Origin of the sequence: Serratia sp. MMO-28 (assembly GCF_037199905.1) — a bacterium.
In the GTDB taxonomy this organism is placed as follows: Bacteria; Pseudomonadota; Gammaproteobacteria; order Enterobacterales; family Enterobacteriaceae; genus Chania; species Chania oryzae.
In genome coordinates this window covers 37,205-57,959 of the sequence record NZ_JBBCVB010000034.1, presented here as the reverse complement: position 1 = coordinate 57,959, position 20,755 = coordinate 37,205, and the positions used below count along the sequence as shown (strand labels likewise).

Sequence of the window (20,755 nt, the reverse complement as noted above, 5' to 3'; positions counted from 1 at the left end):
CTGCTGCGCGGCCTTTTTGGCTTTAACGCGTGCGAGTGCGGCGGCTACCGCGGCTTTGCGCGGATCGTCTTCTGCGGCAGGTTCAGCCGCTGCGGCCTGTGCTTCCTGCTGTGCGGCCTTTTTGGCCTTCACGCGTGCGAGTGCGGCGGCTACCGCGGCTTTACGCGGATCGTCTTCTGCGGCAGGTTCAGCCGCTGCGGCCTGCGCTTCCTGCTGCGCGGCCTTTTTGGCTTTAACGCGTGCGAGTGCGGCGGCTACCGCGGCTTTGCGCGGATCGTCTTCTGCGGCAGGTTCAGCCGCTGCGGCCTGTGCTTCCTGCTGCGCGGCCTTTTTGGCCTTCACGCGCGCGAGTGCGGCGGCTACCGCGGCTTTGCGCGGATCGGCTGCTTCTGTCAGCTCTGTGATTGCCGGAGTTGCTTGCACCGCCTGAGCTTTGCGCTCTCTGGCCTGTGCTTTACGCGCCTCACGAGCGGCAATGGCGGCACTGTTATCTGGCTCTTGCCCATTGATTACCACACCAGCGGCTTCACTGTTCTTACTGCGCACGCGCGCTAAAGCGGCACTGACGGCATTCTGCTCGCTGTCAGTCAGCTTCACCGCCGCTTTTTTATGGCGTTCTTCGCGCGCGAGTTTTTCACGCTCTAAGCGGGCCAATTTAGCTTCATAACGTGCCTTGGCTTCTGCTGCGCGGGCTGCTTCCTGATCCTGCGCCTTAATCTCGGCTTTCTCCTGGCGGTAATACTGCACCAGCGGAATATTACTTGGGCAGACATAAGCACATGCGCCGCATTCAATGCAGTCGAACAGATTATGGTTGCGCGCTTTCTCGTGTTCACCGCCTTTGCTGAACCAGTACAGCTGTTGTGGCAACAGCCCGGCCGGGCAGGCATCAACGCATAATCCGCAACGGATACAGGATTGCTCCTGTTCCTGCGGGGCCATTTCGTCGATCGTGGGTGCCAGCAGGCAGTTGCTGATTTTCACCACCGGCACATTCAGCGAAGGCAGGGTAAAGCCCATCAGCGGGCCGCCCATGATCACCATCTGCTGTGGCTGCGGCTGGCAACCGCCAAACGCCAACAGATGTTGCACCGGTGTGCCGAGGCGTGCCCAGACGTTGCCGGGCTGGCTCATGGCGGCACCCGTCAGGGTCACCACACGTTCAATCAGCGGTTCACCATCGATAATCGCGCGTTTGATGGCGAACGCGGTGCCGACGTTTTGCATCAGTACGCCGATAGCAGACGAATGCTTGCCATGCGGCACCTCTTTGCCGGTCAGGATCTTGGTTAACTGCTTGGCCCCGCCGGAAGGGTATTTGGTAGGAATAACGCGCAGTGCGATATCAGTATGGTCACGCAATGCGGCTTGTAATGCAGCGATCGCCTGCGGTTTGTTGTCTTCAATGCCGATCAGCGTCAGCTTGGGTTGCAGCAGATGGCGCAGGATCTGGGTGCCTTCAATAATCTGATCGGCATGTTCCTGCATCAGCCGATCGTCGGCGGTAATGTAGGGTTCGCACTCGGCGGCATTCAGGATCAGCGTTTCTACACCTTGGCCGCCCTGCAATTTACTGGCGGTGGGAAAGCCGGCCCCGCCTAGGCCCGCAATTCCGGCTTGGTGGATACGTTGCATCAGCTCTGCCGCATCCAATTGGCGGTAATCTGCCACCGGCGCCAGTTCACACCAACGATCTTCACCGTCCGGTTCGATGATCACGCACAGCTCTGCCAATCCTGAAGGATGGGCGGTGACATGGGGTTCAATGGCGCGGATGGTGCCTGACGTGGGAGCGTGTACGGGCAACGTGCGGCCGCGGCCAAAGGTCAGCGGTTGGCCTTTCAAGACGCGATCGCCAGCCTTAACGCACAGTTCGCCTTCCGGCCCCAAATGCTGTTGCAGCGGGATAATAAATACGGCGGGCAGGGGAACCACGCGCAGCGGCACACCGCTGGATTGGGTCTTCATTTCGGGTGGATGAATACCCCCGTCGAAATCCCAAATCCGGTCTTTTTTAAAGGCGGTGAACAGATTAAACATGTGGCTCCACGTGAATCACTTGCACCGGAATAGCCTGCATATCCCACTTCCAACTGGCGGTAGTGGTGGCGACCGGTTTCATTTCAATACAATCGGTTGGGCAGGGCGCAACGCACAGGTCGCAGCCGGTACAGAGATCGGTAATCACCGTGTGCATGGCGCGCGTGGCGCCAACGATGGCGTCAACCGGGCAGGCCTGGATGCATTTGGTGCAGCCGATGCAGTTGGCTTCATCGATAAACGCCACTTTGCGCACCGGCTCGGCCACGGCTTCGCCATCCAACGGCTGTGGTTCAACGTTGAGCAGCTCGGCCAGCTTCAGCATCACCTGCTCGCCACCGGGGGCACATTTGTTGATCATCTCGCCGTTGGCGACGGCTTCGGCATACGGGCGGCAGCCGGGATAGCCACATTGACCACACTGGCTCTGCGGCAGGATCTCATCCACCTGCTCGGCCACCGGATCTTCTTCCACTTCAAAACGGCGCGCGGCAAAACCCAGCAGCACGCCGAACAGCAGCCCTAATGCACTCAATGCGGCAATCGCTATCCACAACGCAGTCATTAGAATTTCACCAACCCGGTAAAGCCCATAAAGGCCAATGACATCAGCCCGGCGGTGATCAGCGCGATCGAAGAACCACGGAAGGGGGCTGGCACGTCTGCGACGGCCAGGCGTTCACGGATGGCAGCGAACAGCACCATCACCAGCGAGAAACCTGCGGCAGCGCTGAAGCCATATACCGCAGACTGCAGGAAGTTGTAGCCCAGATTGACGTTAAGCAGCGCAACGCCCAGCACGGCGCAGTTGGTGGTGATCAGCGGCAGAAAGATCCCCAGCAGGCGATACAGCGCCGGGCTGGTCTTGCGCACCACCATTTCGGTAAATTGCACCACAACGGCGATCACCAGGATGAAGGACAGCGTGCGCAGATACACCAGATCCAGCGGGATCAGGATAAAGCTGTTGATGAGCCAGGAACAGACAGAAGCCAGGGTCATCACGAAGGTGGTGGCCATGCCCATGCCGATGGCGCTTTCCAGTTTTTTGGAAACGCCCATAAATGGGCACAGGCCCAGAAACTTCACCAGGACAAAGTTATTCACCAGCACGGTGCCGACAAACAGAAGCAGGTATTCGGTCATTGCGATGCCTAAAAAAATAAAAGCCGCCTATTATCGGGAATTGGCGGCATAACGACAACCGATGAATCGCAGGGGTATAGCGCTTTTTTGTGTCTTTTGATGAAAATTTGCCCTGCGGAATGCTTAGCGTTCGGTAAATGTGCCTATTACGCGTTTGGAACGTTTGATATAAGGCACCAGCAAGGCGGCCATCAGCAGCGGCCACATAAGGCTGCGCACCGCCATCTCATCCGATACCGGAGAGAAAGCGAAGGCTTTGATCGCCAGCAGCACAGTGATCAGCAACCAGAGCAGAAACAGTTTCGGGAAGCGCCGCGAGCGTTGGCAGAACAGCCGCAGCAGATACAGGGTAAAGCACCACATCACCAGCGCGGTGAGCACCGAGAAATACCACTGCAGGGTAAATGCCTGGGCGTTGGTGATCAGATATTCGCGCGATTCCGGCATAAAGATCGCCATACCGTACAGCATCAACATCAGGCTGGCGCTGAGCAGGGTGACGATCAGATAGGCCATGGGGGCCAGCAGCCAACCGCCGATGCGGGAGTATTCAGCTTGAGTCATAACGGTATCCTGAGTGACATGATTTAGCATGGTAAGCCGCATAGCTTAACGGGTAATGGCCGGTTCGTCATCAATGTCAATCAGATGGATTTACTCGTCATACTTCAAGTTGCCTGGGTGTTGGCTACGTCCGCTCGCACCAGTCACATAGTGGCCTATGCTCCTGGCGACTCTCGGACTTGCCGCCTACAGGCAACTCGAATTATTTAGAGTAAATGGGCGCAATAGGTTGCGCCCATGGAGAAAGTTACCGCTCAGCCCCATTGCTCCCGATCAGCTTCTGATACCAGAAGAAGCTCTTCTTGCGCTGGCGCGCCAGGCCTTTGTTGTGATCAACGTACACAAAGCCGTACTGCTTCTGGAAGCCATTGAGCCAGCTCAGCAAATCGATAAACGACCACGGATAATAGCCGCGCACGTCCGCGCCTTGGTTGATGGCATCTTCAATTGCCCCAATATGCTGGCGCAGATAGTCGATACGATCGTCATCCACCACTTCGCCATCGATAATCGGGTCTTTGGCACCCAGGCCGTTCTCGGTGATATACATAGGAATATCGCCGTAACGCGCCTTGATGTTCATGATGCCTTCGGTCAGGCCCTGCGGGTAAATTTCCCAGTCCCAATCGGTGTAAACCCCGTTCGGGTTACGCACGAACTTGAACAGCCCTTTGAAGCCGAACTCGTTACCCTGCTGATGGCCTTTGCCTTTCTCGCCAGAGGTGTTCATGGTCAGGTGCGATTCATGATGGTTGGCGGCGATGGTTTCGCGCTTATAGTAGTTCAGGCCGATAAAGTCGCAGATATTGTCACGTAGCAACTGTTCATCACCCGGGGCAAATTGCGGCACGCCCCACACTGCCTGCGCCTGCGCCAGCAGTTCCGCCGGGTATTCCCCTTTCAGCACCGGATCGTACAGCCAGTGGGTGAATATGCCCTCCGCCAACTGATAGGCGGCCAGATCTTCCGCAGACTGGCTGAGCGGAGTATGAGTCTGCAACACGTTGACGAAGCCGATCTTGCCATCAATGCCGCTGGTGCGGAATGCGGCGACTGCTTTGGCGTGCGCAACAAACACGTGGTGACAAGCCTGCAGCGCACGCGCCGGGTTTTTCACGCCCGGTGGGTGGCCGCCGGTGATGTAACCGAAGCCGATAAAGCACACGGTTTCATTGAAGGTTGACCAGAGTTTGACGCGATCGCCATAGCGCTGGTAGCACAGGCGCGCATATTCTTCGAAGGCTTCTGCGGTGCTGCGAGCTTCCCAGCCGCCCTCGTCCTGCAGCGCCTGCGGTAGATCCCAGTGGTACAGGGTGATCATCGGCTCGATGTTGTGCTCCAGCAGGGCATCGATCAGATCGCTGTAGAACTTCACCCCGGCTTCGTTAATGGTGCCACGGCCCTGCGGCAGCAGGCGCGGCCATGAGATGGAGAAACGGTAGCTCTGCATGCCCATCTCTGCCATCAGCGCCACGTCTTCACGGAAACGATGATAGTGATCGACGGCGACATCGCCATTGGTGCCTTGATAGGTGGTGCCGGGCAGATGGGAGAAGGTATCCCAGATGGAAGGGCCTTTACCGTCAACATCATGCGCACCTTCAACCTGATAGGCTGCGGTAGCCGCACCCCAGAGGAAATCTTTCGGGAAAGCAGACATAACTATTCTCTCTTTGTTAGGAAACAACAAACCAACATTGAGGATAGTTTATGTGGATCGGAAATGTGTTTGCAACCGGTTTCTGAAACCGGTTGCAGTTTTGTGGCAGGGTTAGCGGCGATTCAACTGATAGTAAACTTCATTCCAGCGGATCTCGTTCTTGAAGGCTGGCAGGGTGGTGGCGTGATCGATCAGCAGGAACTCGATATTATGCATCTCGGCATACAGGCGCAGGTCATCGGCATTGATCGCCTGCGAGAACACCGTATGGTGCGCACCGCCGCCGAGGATCCAGGCTTCAGCCGCCGTTGCCAGCGTTGGCTGCGCCCGCCAGATGGCGCGGGCCACCGGCAGTTTCGGCATCGGGTGAGGTTGCTCAATCGCATCGACCTGATTCACCAGCAGGCGGAAACGATCGCCCATGTCGATCAGGCTGGCATTCACCGCCGGGCCTGCCGGGGTAGAGAAAATCAACCGTGCTGGATCGGCTTTGCCACCGATGCCCAGGGGCTGAACATCCAGCAACGGCTTTTTCTCTTTGGCGATCGATGGGCATACTTCCAGCATATGTGAACCGACCACCAGATCGTTACCAGGCTGGAAGTTGTAGGTGTAATCCTCCATAAACGAGGTCCCACCGTGCAATCCGGCCCCCATCACTTTCAGGATGCGCAGCAGGGCGGCGGTTTTCCAGTCGCCCTCGGCACCAAAGCCGTAACCTTGCTGCATCAGGCGTTGCACCGCCAACCCCGGCAACTGTTTCATGCCGTGCAAGTTTTCAAAGTTGGTGGTAAACGCATGGAACTGGCCTTGTTCCAGGAAGCGTTTCATCCCCAGTTCGATACGGGCGGCGTCAAGCAGGTTCTCACGTTTCGCTCCGTTGGCTTTCACGGCATCGCTCAGCTCATAGCTGGCTTCGTACTCTTCGATCAGCGTATCGATTTCGCCTTTGTTCACTTCGTTAATCACGCTGACCAAATCACCGATGCCATAGGCGTTGACCGAATAACCAAACTGGATCTGCGCGCCGACTTTGTCGCCCTCGGTCACCGCCACTTCACGCATATTGTCGCCGAAACGCGCCACCTTCAATTGCTGGCTCTCCTGCTTGGCGGCGGCTACGCGCATCCACTGGGCGATACGCCGATGGGCGGCAGGATCCTGCCAATGCCCGGCAATCACGCTGTGCTGCTGGCGCATGCGTGCGCCAATAAATCCGAACTCACGGCCGCCGTGAGCGGTCTGGTTCAGGTTCATAAAGTCCATATCCATGCTGTTCCAGGGAATTTCAGCGTTGAACTGGGTGTGGAACTGCAACAGCGGTTTGTTGAGGATCGACAGCCCGGCAATCCACATTTTGGCCGGTGAGAAGGTGTGCAGCCAGGTGAGAATGCCGATGCAGCCCTGGTGATAGTTGGCATCGCGGCAGACGGCGGTGATCTCATCCGGGGTGGTAACAAGGGGTTTCAGCACCAGTTTCACCGGCAGGCCCGCTTCGCGATTCAGGCTGTTGACCACCTGTTCGGCGTTTTCTTTTACCTGCTGCAAGGTTTTTGGGCCATACAGATGCTGGCTGCCGATCACGAACCAGACTTCACGTTGTTTAAAGACGTCCATCAAAGACTCCTGATAATAGGGTTAAGTGTGTATTAATGCTGTGCGGCGTAGCGCGGCTCAGCGGCCTGGCACCACTGCTGATAGCGCTCATACAGTTGCTGATAACGTGCCGCACGCTGTGGGTCGGGCTGCATGGTGCGTTCAATGCTGCAGGCCATCTTCTGCTGTGCCTGTGGGACGCTGCAGAAATGTTTGGCGGCGACGGCGGCGAAGATCGCCGCGCCCAGCGCGCAGCACTGATCGGAGGCGACGATCTGCAACGGACGGTTCATTACGTCGGCACAAACCTGCATGATCACCGGCGATTTGCGCGCAATGCCGCCTAATGCCAGCACGTTGTCGACGGGGATATCCTGCTGTTCAAAACATTCCATGATGGCGCGCGCGCCAAACGCCGTGGCGGCGATAAAGCCACCAAACAGGGTCGGGGCATCGGTGCCGAGGTTCAGATCGGCAATCACCCCTTTGAGACGCTGGTTGGCATAGGGCGTGCGGCGGCCGTTGAACCAGTCCAGCACGATCGGCAAGTGGTCGAGAGACGGGTTTGCCGCCCAGGCGGTAGTCAGCGCTGACAGCATGCCGTTCTCGATCTGCTGCAGCTGCGCCTGCAACTGTGGCTGATCTTTGGCGGCTTCGCGCAACGGCCAGCTCAGCAGACGGCTGAACCAGGCATACATATCGCCAAAGGCGGATTGCCCTGCTTCCATGCCGATGGTGTGCGGCACCACGCTGCCGTCCACCTGGCCGCAGATCCCGCCAATGGCGCGCTCGCCCACTCGCTGACGATCGGCAATCAGAATGTCGCAGGTGGAGGTGCCAATCACTTTCACCAGCGTGTAAGGCTGGGCTCCGGCACCGACTGCCCCCATGTGGCAGTCAAAGGCGCCGCCGGAAAGCACCACGCTTTCAGATAGCCCCAGGCGCTGCGCCCACTCTTTGGTCAACGTGCCAACGGGCAGATCGGCGGTGTAAGAGTCGGTAAACAGCGGATAGGGCAGATCGTTCACCAGCAACGGATCCAGCGCGGCGAAAAAACCTTTTGGCGGCAAACCCCCCCAGTCTGGGTGCCACAGGGTTTTATGCCCCACGCTGCAACGGCCGCGCTTCAGTTGCTGTGGCGCGGTGGTGCCAGAAAGCAGGGCGGGCACCCAGTCGCACAGTTCCACCCAAGAGGCTGCGGCGTGACGGACGGCGGCGTCCTGGCGTGAAACGTGCAGGATCTTGGCCCAGAACCACTCAGAGGAATAAACACCGCCGATGTAACGTGAATAATCGGGGAAATCGCCGCTGCGGCACAGTTGGTTAATGGCATCGGCTTCTTCAATCGCGGTGTGATCTTTCCACAACACGAACATGGCGTTGGGGTTGCTGGCAAACTCCGGGCGCAACGCCAGCACATCGCCATTTTCATCGATCGGCGCGGGGGTGGAACCGGTGGAGTCGACGCCAATGCCGATCACCGCTTGCCGTTGCGCAGGATTCATGCGTTGCACCACGGCAACAATCGCTTGTTCCATGGCTTCGATATAGTCAAGCGGATGGTGGCGGAACTGGTTTTCTGCAGCGCAGCAGAATTCACCGCGTTGCCAGCGAGGGTAGTAGACCACCTCGGTATCCAGTTCATTGCCGTTATGACACTCGACAGCCAGTACCCGTACTGAATCGCTGCCGAAGTCCAGTCCCAGGGTGATCGCGCCTGCCGTCATGATGCTGACTCCTTAGTTGTTAGACAGTGGTTAACGATAGGAGCGTGGGCAGTGGGCAGGTGAGGAGTGGTTAGCTGGAAGTATGCACTTTTCTGCTTCCTGCAGTGATTTTGTGATGGCAGTCAAAAGTTATCGCTTGGCCAAATTTGCTAAATATATGGATCTATCTGCTGTTATTCCTGGATGTGATAGCGCTCTACATTTGAGTAACAAATACCCGTTAAAACTGATCCCGTCTTACTGTTGAGAGCGGAAGAGGGCGCGCAATAAGCGCCACGCCGTGATAAACACCCTAATGATAACGTTTTCACAGCAGGCCCGTTTCAAAGCTGCAGAAAACAATACAGCGGAGAGCATCATGCATAAATTCACTAAGGCACTGGCGGTAATCGGTTTGACGGCGGTTATGTCACATTCGGCTATCGCCGAGACCATGAAGCTGGGCTTTTTAGTCAAACAGCCAGAGGAACCCTGGTTCCAGACCGAATGGAAATTTGCCGATAAGGCCGGTAAAGATTTGGGTTTTGAGGTGATCAAAATCGCCGTACCGGACGGCGAAAAAACCCTGAACGCCATCGACAGCCTGGCGGCCAGCGGGGCGAAAGGCTTTGTAATTTGTACCCCCGATCCCAAACTCGGTTCGGCGATTGTTGCCAAGGCGCGCAGTTACGATCTGAAAGTGATTGCCGTTGACGATCAGTTCGTTACCGCCAAAGGCGCACCGATGGACACGGTACCTTTGGTGATGATGGCAGCGACCAAAATTGGTGAGCGCCAGGGCCAGGAACTGTGGAATGAGATGCACAAACGCGGCTGGAAAGTGGCCGAAACCGGCGTGATGGCGATCACCGCCGATGAGCTGGATACCGCCCGCCGCCGCACCGGGGGCTCCATGGCAGCGTTGAAAGCCGCGGGTTTCCCAGAAAAACAGATCTATAAAGTCCCTACCAAATCTAACGACATTCCAGGGGCATTCGATGCCGCCAACTCAATGTTGGTGCAGCACCCTGAAGTGAAAAACTGGCTGATCGTCGGCATGAACGACAACACCGTGCTGGGCGGCGTGCGCGCCACCGAAGGCCAGGGCTTCAAAGCGCCGAACGTGATCGGCATCGGCATCAACGGCGTTGACGCGGTGAGCGAACTCTCGAAAGCGCAGGCGACCGGTTTCTATGGATCTTTACTGCCAAGCCCGGACATCCACGGTTACAAGAGCATCCAGATGCTGCATGACTGGGTAGAAAAAGGCGTGGAACCGCAGAAATTCACCGAAGTGACCGACGTGGTGCTGATCACACGCGACAACTTTAAAACCGAACTGCAGAAAAAAGGCCTGATGTAATTGTTGTGCCGCCTGCGTTACGCGGGCGGCGTTGTGTCAACACCATGAGGAAAGCATTATGACCGCTGTAACGCCCTATCTGGCTTTCAAAGGCATCGGTAAAAGCTTCCCCGGCGTAAAAGCACTGGATGATATCAGCTTCAGCTGTCAGGCCGGGCAGATCCACGCGCTTATGGGGGAAAACGGTGCGGGCAAATCCACGCTGTTGAAGATCCTCAGCGGCAACTACGCTCCGAGCCAGGGTGAAATCATTCTCAATGGCCAGCCGGTACAGTTTGCCAATACCACCGAAGCCTTGAACGCCGGTGTGGCGATTATCTATCAGGAATTGCATCTGGTACCGGAAATGACGGTGGCCGAGAACATCTACCTTGGCCAACTGCCCACCAAGCTTGGGCTGGTGGATCGCAAACTGCTGCGCTACGAGGCCCGGCTACAGCTGGAGCATCTTGGGCTGGATATCGATCCGGATACGCCGCTGAAATACCTGTCGATCGGCCAGTGGCAGATGGTGGAGATCGCCAAGGCGCTGGCGCGCAACGCCAAAGTGATTGCCTTTGATGAGCCCACCAGTTCGCTGTCTGCCCGTGAGATTGAACAACTGTTCCGGGTGATCCGCGAACTGCGTGCCGAAGGACGGGTGATCCTGTACGTCTCGCACCGTATGGAGGAGATTTTTGCCCTCAGCGATGCGATCACCGTGTTTAAAGATGGCCGCTACGTGCGTACCTTCGACGATATGCAGCAGGTGAATAACGCTCAACTGGTGCAGGCCATGGTGGGGCGCGATCTCGGCGACGTTTATGGCTATCAGCCGCGTGAAATGGGCGCTGTGCGTCTGCAGTTGGATGGTTTCAAAGCCATGGGGGTAAAAACCCCGATCGATCTCAGCGTGCGTGCCGGGGAGATTGTCGGCCTGTTTGGCCTGGTGGGGGCCGGGCGTAGTGAACTGATGAAGGGGATTTTCGGTGCCACAGCGGTCAACGCTGGCCGTTTGCTGCTGGACGGGCGGCCGCTGACGATCCGCTCCCCAATCGATGCTATCCGTGCCGGGATCATGCTCTGCCCGGAAGATCGCAAGGTTGACGGCATCATTCCGGTGCACTCGGTACGTGACAATATCAACATCAGCGCGCGGCGCAAAAGTATCAAAGCCGGTTGCCTGATCAATAACGCCTGGGAAACCCGCAATGCCGATCACCACATTCGTGCGCTCAATATCAAAACGCCCAGTGCTGAACAGCTGATTATGAACCTTTCCGGCGGCAACCAGCAGAAGGCGATCCTGGGCCGTTGGCTGTCGGAGGAGATGAAGGTGATCCTGCTGGATGAACCGACGCGCGGTATTGACGTGGGGGCAAAGCATGAGATCTACCACGTGATCTATGAGTTGGCGCAGCAGGGTATTGCAGTGCTGTTCGCTTCCAGTGATTTACCTGAAGTACTGGGGCTGGCGGATCGCATCGTCGTGATGCGTGAAGGGGCCATTTCCGGTGAGCTAAGCCATGATGATGCCACTGAGGAACTGGCCCTCAGCCTGGCAATGCTGAACACCCCTAATATCGCTGCGGCGGTGGCCTGATTGTGAAGGAGAAAGAGATGTCGACCATGACAACCCATTCGGTAAAAAACCGCAGCGGCCAAGGGCTGGCGCGGATCTGGGACAGCTACGGCATGCTGGTGGTATTTGCCGTGCTGTTTATTGTCTGTGCGCTGTTTGTGCCAAACTTTGGCAGTTTTATCAATATGAAAGGCTTGGGCCTGGCGATCTCCATGTCCGGCATGGTGGCCTGCGGCATGCTGTTCTGCCTGGCCTCTGGCGACTTCGATCTGTCGGTAGCCTCGGTGATCGCCTGCGCGGGGGTTACCACTGCGGTGGTGATCAACATGACCGAAAGCCTGTGGATTGGCGTCACGGCAGGGCTATTGCTCGGCGTGCTCTCCGGGCTGATCAACGGTTTTGTGATCGCCCGGCTGAAAATCAACGCCCTGATCACCACGTTGGCCACCATGCAGATCTTCCGTGGGCTGGCTTATATCATCTCCGACGGCAAAGCGGTGGGGATCGAAGATGAGCGTTTCTTTGTTCTGGGGAACACCAACTGGCTGGGGTTGCCTGCGCCGATCTGGCTCACCGTGGTCTGCCTGATCCTGTTTGGCTTCCTGCTGAACAAAACCACCTTTGGCCGCAATACGCTGGCGATTGGCGGTAACGAAGAGGCGGCGCGCTTGGCCGGGGTGCCGGTGGTGCGCACCAAAATTATCATCTTTGTGCTTTCCGGGTTGGTGTCGGCGGTGGCGGGGATTGTTCTGGCTTCGCGCATGACCAGCGGCCAACCGATGACCTCGATCGGCTATGAGTTGATCGTGATTTCTGCCTGCGTGCTGGGTGGGGTATCGCTTAAAGGTGGGATCGGCAAGATTTCTTACGTGATCGCCGGGGTGCTGATCCTGGGAACGGTGGAAAATGCCATGAACCTGTTGAATATTTCGCCGTTCTCGCAGTACGTGGTGCGCGGCGTGATCCTGCTGGCGGCGGTGATTTTTGACCGCTACAAACAGAAAGCCAAACGCACGGTGTGAGGCACAGCGCAGTTTTGCTATCGGCCCGAGCGGCCTTCACTCTGGCTGATAAACTCGCTATAGCTTTACGGCACGCTCAATTCCCTCTCCCTTGGGGAGAGGGTTAGGGTGAGGGAATATAAGCATGATACTTTCGGAGGCCAGATGTACCATCGCATAGTTCAGGAACCTCAACCGAATCCGCTGTTGCCGGGTTACACTTTCAATGCCTATCTGGTCGCTGGGCTGACGCCGATCATGGCTGACGGGCCGCTGGATTTCTTTATCGATCGCCCCGGTGGGATGAAAGGTTATATCCTCAATCTAACCATCAAAGGCCAGGGTAAAGTGTTTGACGGTGAAGATACTTTTTACTGCAATCCTGGCGACCTGCTGCTGTTTCCGCCCAAGGCGGCGCACTACTATGGCCGCTCGCCAGAAAGCGACTGCTGGTATCACCGCTGGGTTTACTTCCGCCCGCGTGCCTACTGGGCCGACTGGCTGGAGTGGCACAGCAAAACCCATCAGGTGGGCCGCCTGACGTTGCCGAACAATAATCTGTTGCTGGAGTTTGATCGGCTGTTTGCCAATATCGAGCAGACTCAGCGCTCCGGCCGCCGCTTTGCCGAAGAGATGGGCATGAACCTGCTCGAACGCCTGCTGCTGCGGGCGATGGAAGAAGACCCTCTCAGCCCGCAGAGGATTATGGATCCACGGGTGATCGAAGCCTGCCAGTTTATTACCGGCAACCTGGCCGGTGAGTTGCGCATTGATGAAGTGGCACGCCACGTTTGCCTGTCGCCATCGCGCCTGGCGCACCTGTTCCGCGAGCAGGTGGGGATCAACATTCTGCGCTGGCGTGAAGATCAGCGGGTGATCCGCGCCAAACTGCTGTTGCAGACCACGCAGGAGTCGATCGCCACCATCGGTCGGGTGGTGGGATATGACGATCAGCTCTATTTCTCGCGGGTATTTCGCAAGCGGGTGGGCGTCAGCCCGAGCGATTTCCGCCGCCGTAGCCTGGAAATCAATTACCCGGCGAACGGCTTTGGCGATCGCGCTTTAGCAACGGCATCCCGTTAACGTTGAATTTACTGCTTGTGACTGCCCGCGCCATGGTGTCAAATCGCGTTAATCGATGTGTAGGCAAGAGAGGAACACCATGGCTGAGAAAATCCGCGTTGGGCTGGTCGGTTACGGCTACGCCAGTAAAACATTTCATGCACCTTTGCTTGTGGGAACGCCCGGCGTGGAGCTGGCCGCCGTCTCCAGCAGCGACGCCGCTAAGGTGCATGCCGACTGGCCGCTAATGACGGTGGTGAGCGATCCCCTGGCACTGTTTAGCGATCCGTCCATTGACCTGATTGTCATCCCGACCCCTAACGACACGCACTTCCCCTTGGCACAGCAGGCATTGGCCGCCGGTAAACATGTGGTGGTTGATAAACCCTTTACCGTGACGTTGTCACAAGCGCAGCAGTTGCAACAGCAGGCGGAACAGAGCGGCCTGCTGCTTTCGGTATTCCATAACCGCCGTTGGGACAGCGATTTTCTGACGCTGAAAGCGTTATTAAAAGAAGGCTCGCTCGGGGAAGTGGTGTATTTCGAATCTCATTTCGATCGCTTCCGCCCGGAAATACGTCAGCGTTGGCGTGAGCAAGCAGGCGCGGGCAGCGGTATCTGGTTCGACTTGGGGCCACATCTGATCGACCAGGCGTTGCAGTTGTTCGGCAAGCCGGAAACGCTGTTTGTCGATCTCGGTGAGATGCGCCCGGGTTCACAGTCAGTGGATTACTTCCATGCGGTGCTGAAATACAGCAAGCGCCGCGTGGTGCTACATAGCACGGTGCTGGCTCCTGCCGCATCCGCGCGCTATATCGTGCATGGTACGCAGGGCAGTTTCGTCAAGTTTGGTTTGGATCCGCAGGAAGATCGCCTGAAGGCCGGAGAGCGCTTGCCGCAGGAGGATTGGGGGTACGATATGCGCGACGGCTTGGTGACGTTGTCACGCAATGGTGCGTTAGTGGAACAACCCTTGTTGACCATTCCCGGTAACTATCCCGCCTATTACGCTGCGATCCGTGATGCGATCAACGGTGTCGGCCGCAACCCGGTACCGGCCAGCGAAGCCATCAGCGTGATGGAAATGATCGAGCTGGGCATCGAATCCGCCAAGCAGCAAAAAGCGCTGCCGGTCGCTTAACACCTATACCCAAAATAATTCGAGTTGCTTGTAGGCGGCAACGGAGTGACAAATCAGTCAAAGACTGATTTGAACAGCGCTTGCGCTGGCCCGTAGGGTGAGCCTCGAAGAGGCTCATAAGCCCCAGGCGCTTACTCAGGTAAGTGACTGGGGTGAACGACAAATCTGCCAGGAGCAGATTTGAACGCTGCTTGCAGCGGCCCCGAAGGGGCGAGGCCCACGGATGGGCCGAGTAACAAAGCCAACACCCAAGCAACTTGAAGTATGAAGGGTATAGACGATGGGTGCAGCAGGCTGTGCTGCGCCCGCAATAGAACCTGTGTTCAAGGAATCTCGCTGAAATGTCCTGGTTGCAACGTTTGCGTATCGACAAGTTTCTGCTGGTACTCGTGCTGGTGGTGCTTGTCGCTTCGATTTTCCCCTGCGAAGGGATATGGAAAACCTTTTTTGCCCGCCTGACCACTGCTGCAATCGCATTGCTGTTCTTTATGCACGGTGCCAAGCTTTCACGCGAGGCGATTATTGCCGGTATGAGCCATTGGAAGCTGCACCTGGTCGTGTTCCTTAGCACCTTTGCCCTGTTTCCATTGCTGGGGCTGGCAATGAATCTGCTGGTACCGAGCGTGATGACGCCAACCGTTTATCTGGGGTTCCTCTATTTATGCGCGCTGCCGGCGACGGTGCAATCGGCGATCGCCTTCACCTCTGCCGCGGGGGGCAATGTGGCGGCGGCGATTTGCAGCGCTTCGGCCTCCAGCATTCTCGGTGTGTTTCTTTCACCGTTGCTGGTCGGGGCGCTGATGCATACCCAGGGAGGTGATACCGATGTGCTGCACGCCATTGGGGCGATCATCCTGCAATTGATGGTGCCGTTTATTGTTGGTCACTTGGCCCGGCCATTGATCGGCAAATGGGTCGATCGCCACCGCAAACTGATTAATATTACCGACCGTTCATCAATATTGCTGGTGGTGTATACCGCGTTCAGTGCGGCGGTGGTAGAGGGGATCTGGCACACCATTGATGGCTGGTCGCTGTTGACGATCCTGGTGATGTCATTAGTGTTGCTGACGGTGGTGTTGATTATCAATACCTACGCCGCGCGTGGGTTGGGGTTCAATACCGCCGATGAGATCACCATTGTGTTTTGCGGTTCGAAAAAGAGCCTGGCCAACGGCATCCCGATGGCCAACGTGCTGTTCCCGGCCGCGGCCGTTGGGGCGATGGTGTTGCCTCTGATGATCTTTCACCAGGTGCAATTGATGGTGTGCGCGGTTCTGGCACAGCGCTATGCGCGTAAAATGGCGAAAGAGCAGGCAGTTGCCGTCGCGGCTAAATGAAAATGGGGAACGCAATGACTCAAGTGGTTGAAATCTTGCAATATCGGCTCAAGGCTGGCTCAGGTGAACGTTTTCATACCATTATGCAGGAACACAGTGTGCCATTGCATAATCAGGCGGGGTTGGTGGTATTGAAATATGGCCTCTCACTGCATGCGTCAGACGCCTATTATCTGATGCGTTTGTTTGATGGCGTCGATGAAATGGAACAGGTGTTGCATCATTTCTACCACAGCAGCGCCTGGCGCGCAGGCCCTCGCGCCGAGATTGTTGCGCTGATTGAAGAAAGCCACCGAGTGGTGCTGCCTTACAAGAATGGTACATTACCGTTGGTTGATTAGTGAGAAAGAGGTGGGTTCTCCACCTCTTGGCATCTCGCTCGTTAACCCTGAACCTTTTTACACAATGCCTGTTTTTCTGTTGCAGTCAGGAACGCCATTTTCAGGCCGTTTTCTTGTGCGGTGCTGATTTCTTGCGGCGTTAACCCGGCCTGTGGCGCAGCCACGCGGTACTCATGCTCAATCTCAATGCCCTGAACCGCCGGATCGTCGGTGTTGATGGAGGCTAGTATGCCGTGGCGCAGGAAGATCGCCAGGGGATGTTGAGCTAGCGAAGGCACCGTGCTGGTCTGGATATTCGAGGTCAGGCAGGATTCAATGCCAATAGCATGCTCGGCCAGGAAATCCATCAGCGCAGGATCCTGTACCGCTTTAACGCCGTGGCCGATACGTTCCGCACCCAATTCACGGATCGCCTGCCAGATGCTTTCCGGCCCGGCGGCTTCGCCCGCATGGATGGTAATACGCAGGCCTGCATCGCGGGCGCGCTTGAAATGGTTGAGGAACAGGCTGCCAGGGAAGCTTAACTCATCGCCAGCCAGATCCAGCGCCGTGACACCGTCACGGTGTGCCAGTAGTCCCTCTAACTCTTGCTGACAAACGTCTGCGCCAAAGGTGCGGCTCAGGATACCGATCAGGCGTACATCAATGCTGCGATCGCGGCAGCCGGAGTGGACACCGTCGATCACCGCTTCCACAACGCCAGCCACGGGCAGGCGGTGTTTTCGTGCCATGTAATAGGGCGAGAATCGCAACTCTGCATAGTGCAAGCCAGCATCGGCCGCATCTTCCACGTTTTCATACGCCACACGGCGGCAGGCATCCAGATCGCCCAGCACGGCTACGCCCCAATCTAGTTTTTGCAGAAAGCTCATCAGATCGGGTTCGGTATGGGTGATTTGTACATGCGGGCGCAACGCTGCCAACTCATCGGCGGGTAAGGTGAGATTAAATTGGCGGCCGAGATCGAGAATGGTTTGAGCACGAATGTTGCCATCAAGGTGGCGGTGGATATCGGTAAGCGGCAGTTTGGGATCAATCATGTTAGGCACTCGTTATGTTGTTATACCCGCCATGCTTTAAGTTGCTGGGGTGTTGGCTAGGTGTTTTGTCACCTGCAGGCAACTCGAATTATTTTGGGTATAGCGAGAAAGTGCGTATCAGTATAAAAACAAATGAGTGAAAATTACCATCAAGTTGCATAAAAAAGTGATTTAAATCACATTTATTCGGAGGGTAACAAAAAGCAGGAGCAAGGCCTAATGCTGGTTAGCCTTAGCTGACCAGCATCAGGCTCAAGGCCTGCGATTTTTATTTACTGATTTTCCAACACAAATTTCAGCCCGGCAATCAGCTTATCCATCCCGGCCTCTACCTTGCTGCGCGGGCAACCGACGTTCAAGCGCAGGAAACCGCGGCCTTCTTCGCCGTAGGTAAAGCCCGGCATGATGGCGACTTTTTCGCGCTCGATCAGCACCTGCTGCAACTGGCGATCGTCAATGCCCAGCGGGCGCAGATCGATCCACGCCAGATAGGTGGCCTGCGGTGGTTGCCAGTTCAACTGCGGGAAGGCCTGATTGAGCCGCTCGGCCACGTAGGCCAGGTTAGCTTGCAGATAACCGCGCAACGCATCCAGCCAGGGCTCACCATGGCGATAGGCTGCGATGTGGGCCGCGACGGCTAACACCGCCGGAGAAGAGAGCCCATCGCGGTTTTTCAACGCCAAGGTGTAGCTTTCACGCGAGCTATCGTCGCTGATAAAGCCGTAAGCGCCGGTCAGCGCCGGAATGTTGAACGTCTTGGAACCGGAGGTCAGCAATGCCCATGGTGACCTGGCCACCTGGCTCCATGGCGTGTGGCGCTGTGCGCCCCAGGTCATGTCCATATGGATTTCGTCGCTGATCACCTTCACATCGTGGCGTTCGCACAGTTCCGCCATCTGCTCGAGCTCCTGCTGGCTCCACACTTTGCCCGTCGGGTTCTGCGGGCTGCATAGCAACAGGATCTTGGTCTGCGGGCGGGCCAGCAAGGCTTCCAGATGTGCCATATCACACAGCCAGTCGTTATCGACTTTCTGCAGCGGGCATGGCAGCACCTGGCGCTGATTGCCGAGGATCACTTTATAAAACGCATCGTAGGCCGGGGTGTGGGTAACGACGAACTCGCCCGGTGCTGACCAGAGGCGAATCAACTGCGCCACCATGTAAATCACCGAAGGCCCATAAACCGCCATTGAGGTATTGATAGGGGCATTAAAACGTTGCAGATACCAGTGCCGCAGCGCACCGAGAAAATCCTCGTGCTGCCAACGGCTATAGCCCAGCACGCCGTGCTGCAGGCGTTGTTGCAGGGCGTCGAGAATGCAGGGGGCAGTAGCGAAATCCATATCAGAGATGGTGAAAGGCAGCAGGTCGGCCGAACCGAACCGGTCAGCAATGTAATCCCATTGGGTACACCAGGTACCGTGACGATCGACCGGGGTGGAAAAATCAAACATATGTAGCTCCGGATTGGGGCGCAGCATAGGCTGCGCCCGGAGAGGGATTTATGCTGTGGCTATCAGTGAGTCTAATTCATCTTTCACCGATTGTACCTGCGGGCCAATCACCACCTGCAGATTATGTTCATTGAGATGAACCACACCGATGGCACGGTTGGCTTTCAGCGCGGCATCATCCACTTTGCTCATATCGTTCACTGACATGCGCAGGCGGGTGATGCAGTTATCCAGTGACACGATATTCTCTTTGCCGCCCAGTGCGGCCAGGATCGCTGGAACGTTATAGCCGGATTTACCGACGACACCGACAGGGGCGCTCTGGGTAGCGGTGGTTTCAGCCTCACGGCCCGGCGTTTTAATGTTAAAGCGCTGGATAGAGAAACGGAAAATGCTGTAGTAGATCGCGAACCAGATAGCGGCCACGACCGGCACCCAGTACCACTTGGTCGCAGTGCCGTGCAGGATACCGAACACCACGAAATCAATAATGTTACCGTCGGTATTACCGATGGTGACGCCCAGCAGGGCCATGACGGTGAAGCCCAGGCCGGTGAGCACCGCGTGGATCAGATACAGGAATGGGGCAACGAACAGGAACAGGAACTCGATCGGCTCAGTCGTGCCGCCCACTACACAGGCGACGACGCCGGAAATCAGCAGGCCTTTAATTTTATGACGGTTTTCCGGTTTGGCACAGTGATACATTGCCAATGCGGCACCCGGCAGGCCACCGAGGAAGGCTGGCATTTTACCCTGCGACAGGAAGCGGGTAGCGCTTTCAGCAAAGCCTTTGGTGGTTGGGCAAGAGAGCTGCGCCTGGAAGATGGTCAATGCACCGCTGACTTCACGGCCACAGACATCCAGCGTACCGCCCGCTTCGGTAAAGCGGATCAGCGCGACCAGAATGTGGTGCAAACCGAACGGCAGCAGCAGACGCTCGCCGGTACCGAAAATCATCGGCCCAAAGATGCCAGCGCCGTTGATCATCCGGCCCAGGCCGTTGATACCGGCAGCAAACCACGGCCAGATCAGTGGGATCAGCAAGCCACACAGGCCCAGCACTACGGTGGTGACGATCGGCACAAAGCGGGTGCCACCGAAGAACGCCAGCGCATCCGGCAGGCGGATGGTGTTGTAACGCTCATGCAGCAGATAAACGATGATACCGACGATCACCGCGCCAAGGATCCCGGTGTCGATCGACTGGATCCCCAGGATGTTCTGGATATTATTGGCCTTCAGCACCAGCGGATCGCTGGAAGGCAGGATGCCCGCGGTGGTCAGGTAGAAGTTGGTGGCCAGATTCAGCACCGCAAAGCCGACAAAACCAGAGAACGCGGCCACGCCTTTGTTCTCGCGCGCCATACCTAACGGGATGGCAATGGCGAACATCACCGGCAGGAAGCTGAAGGCAAACGAACCGATCTTGCTCATCCAGGTGAAGACTAACTGGAGTACCGGATGACCGATAAACGGCAGCAGGGTGATGACGTCACGGCTGCTTAATGAACTGCCGATCCCCAGCATAATGCCGCAGAACGAAAGTAGCGCGACGGGCAGCATAAATGTCTTGCCCAGGCTTTGGAAAAACTCCCAAAGCGTGATTTTTTGTTTTTTGGACGCTGGCATAACCGACGACTCCTGGCGAAAAAGCATGCAATGTTGTGTATACCCGATTTAGGTAAAAATAAGATAAAACGTTTTACCTAGCAAAAATGCGCCGCCAGTCACAATTAT

The 20,755-nt window shown here is 56.8% G+C and carries 17 protein-coding genes; 7 read left to right on the top strand and 10 right to left on the bottom strand.

Going from position 1 to position 20,755, the window contains the following annotated elements; all coding sequences use genetic code 11:
- The 7 genes from rsxC to WG891_RS23105 all read right to left on the bottom strand — a co-directional run.
- Positions 1-2,040, bottom strand: a 2,040-nt coding sequence (gene rsxC, locus WG891_RS23135) for an electron transport complex subunit RsxC (protein ID WP_337264653.1), incomplete at its 3' end; no start/stop codon positions are given.
- The gene (gene rsxB, locus WG891_RS23130) at positions 2,033-2,605 is read right to left on the bottom strand and encodes an electron transport complex subunit RsxB (RefSeq protein ID WP_076940122.1); all 573 of its coding nucleotides are present in this window, start codon (positions 2,603-2,605) and stop codon (positions 2,033-2,035) included. The genes rsxB and rsxC, both read right to left, overlap by 8 nt.
- Positions 2,605-3,186: an electron transport complex subunit RsxA gene (gene rsxA, locus WG891_RS23125; RefSeq protein WP_076940121.1), complete on the bottom strand. Its 582-nt coding sequence runs from the start codon at positions 3,184-3,186 to the stop codon at positions 2,605-2,607. Before rsxA ends, rsxB begins: the two co-directional genes overlap by 1 nt.
- Before the next feature lie 123 nt (positions 3,187-3,309).
- Entirely contained in the window at positions 3,310-3,750 is a 441-nt protein-coding gene (locus WG891_RS23120; RefSeq protein ID WP_076940120.1) for a DUF2569 domain-containing protein, read from the bottom strand.
- Positions 3,751-3,997: 247 nt separating this feature from the next.
- Positions 3,998-5,410, bottom strand: coding sequence for a glycoside hydrolase family 1 protein (locus WG891_RS23115; RefSeq protein WP_337264652.1), 1,413 nt, complete (start codon positions 5,408-5,410; stop codon positions 3,998-4,000).
- 111 nt (positions 5,411-5,521) lie between these two features.
- The gene (gene araA, locus WG891_RS23110) at positions 5,522-7,027 is read right to left on the bottom strand and encodes an L-arabinose isomerase (RefSeq protein WP_337264651.1); all 1,506 of its coding nucleotides are present in this window, start codon (positions 7,025-7,027) and stop codon (positions 5,522-5,524) included.
- Positions 7,028-7,059: 32 nt separating this feature from the next.
- Positions 7,060-8,733: a ribulokinase gene (locus tag WG891_RS23105; protein WP_337264650.1), complete on the bottom strand. Its 1,674-nt coding sequence runs from the start codon at positions 8,731-8,733 to the stop codon at positions 7,060-7,062.
- A gap of 358 nt (positions 8,734-9,091) precedes the next feature.
- Here WG891_RS23105 and WG891_RS23100 point away from each other — a divergent pair, with 358 nt between their 5' ends.
- From WG891_RS23100 to WG891_RS23070, 7 genes are all read left to right on the top strand, one after another.
- Positions 9,092-10,075, top strand: coding sequence for an arabinose ABC transporter substrate-binding protein (locus tag WG891_RS23100; RefSeq protein ID WP_156292216.1), 984 nt, complete (start codon positions 9,092-9,094; stop codon positions 10,073-10,075).
- Between the two features lie 58 nt (positions 10,076-10,133).
- Positions 10,134-11,657, top strand: a complete 1,524-nt coding sequence (gene araG, locus WG891_RS23095) for an L-arabinose ABC transporter ATP-binding protein AraG (RefSeq protein ID WP_337264649.1) — start codon at positions 10,134-10,136, stop codon at positions 11,655-11,657.
- A gap of 17 nt (positions 11,658-11,674) precedes the next feature.
- The gene (gene araH / locus WG891_RS23090) at positions 11,675-12,658 is read left to right on the top strand and encodes an L-arabinose ABC transporter permease AraH (protein WP_076940115.1); all 984 of its coding nucleotides are present in this window, start codon (positions 11,675-11,677) and stop codon (positions 12,656-12,658) included.
- 144 nt (positions 12,659-12,802) lie between these two features.
- Entirely contained in the window at positions 12,803-13,720 is a 918-nt protein-coding gene (gene araC, locus WG891_RS23085; RefSeq protein ID WP_337264648.1) for an arabinose operon transcriptional regulator AraC, read from the top strand.
- A 79-nt stretch (positions 13,721-13,799) separates the two neighbouring features.
- The gene (locus WG891_RS23080) at positions 13,800-14,840 is read left to right on the top strand and encodes an oxidoreductase (protein WP_337264647.1); all 1,041 of its coding nucleotides are present in this window, start codon (positions 13,800-13,802) and stop codon (positions 14,838-14,840) included.
- Between the two features lie 341 nt (positions 14,841-15,181).
- Positions 15,182-16,180: a bile acid:sodium symporter family protein gene (locus WG891_RS23075; RefSeq protein ID WP_337264646.1), complete on the top strand. Its 999-nt coding sequence runs from the start codon at positions 15,182-15,184 to the stop codon at positions 16,178-16,180.
- A 14-nt stretch (positions 16,181-16,194) separates the two neighbouring features.
- The gene (locus tag WG891_RS23070) at positions 16,195-16,521 is read left to right on the top strand and encodes an NIPSNAP family protein (protein ID WP_337264645.1); all 327 of its coding nucleotides are present in this window, start codon (positions 16,195-16,197) and stop codon (positions 16,519-16,521) included.
- A 41-nt stretch (positions 16,522-16,562) separates the two neighbouring features.
- Here the strand turns inward: WG891_RS23070 and add are convergent, their stop codons facing one another.
- The 3 genes from add to malX form a co-directional block, all read right to left on the bottom strand.
- Complete coding sequence (gene add, locus WG891_RS23065) at positions 16,563-17,561, bottom strand: adenosine deaminase (RefSeq protein WP_337264644.1); 999 nt, start codon at positions 17,559-17,561, stop codon at positions 16,563-16,565.
- Positions 17,562-17,833: 272 nt separating this feature from the next.
- Positions 17,834-19,015, bottom strand: coding sequence for a MalY/PatB family protein (locus WG891_RS23060; RefSeq protein WP_337264643.1), 1,182 nt, complete (start codon positions 19,013-19,015; stop codon positions 17,834-17,836).
- A gap of 48 nt (positions 19,016-19,063) precedes the next feature.
- Complete coding sequence (malX, locus tag WG891_RS23055) at positions 19,064-20,647, bottom strand: maltose/glucose-specific PTS transporter subunit IIBC (protein ID WP_337264642.1); 1,584 nt, start codon at positions 20,645-20,647, stop codon at positions 19,064-19,066.
- Between the last annotated feature and the right edge of the window lie 108 nt (positions 20,648-20,755).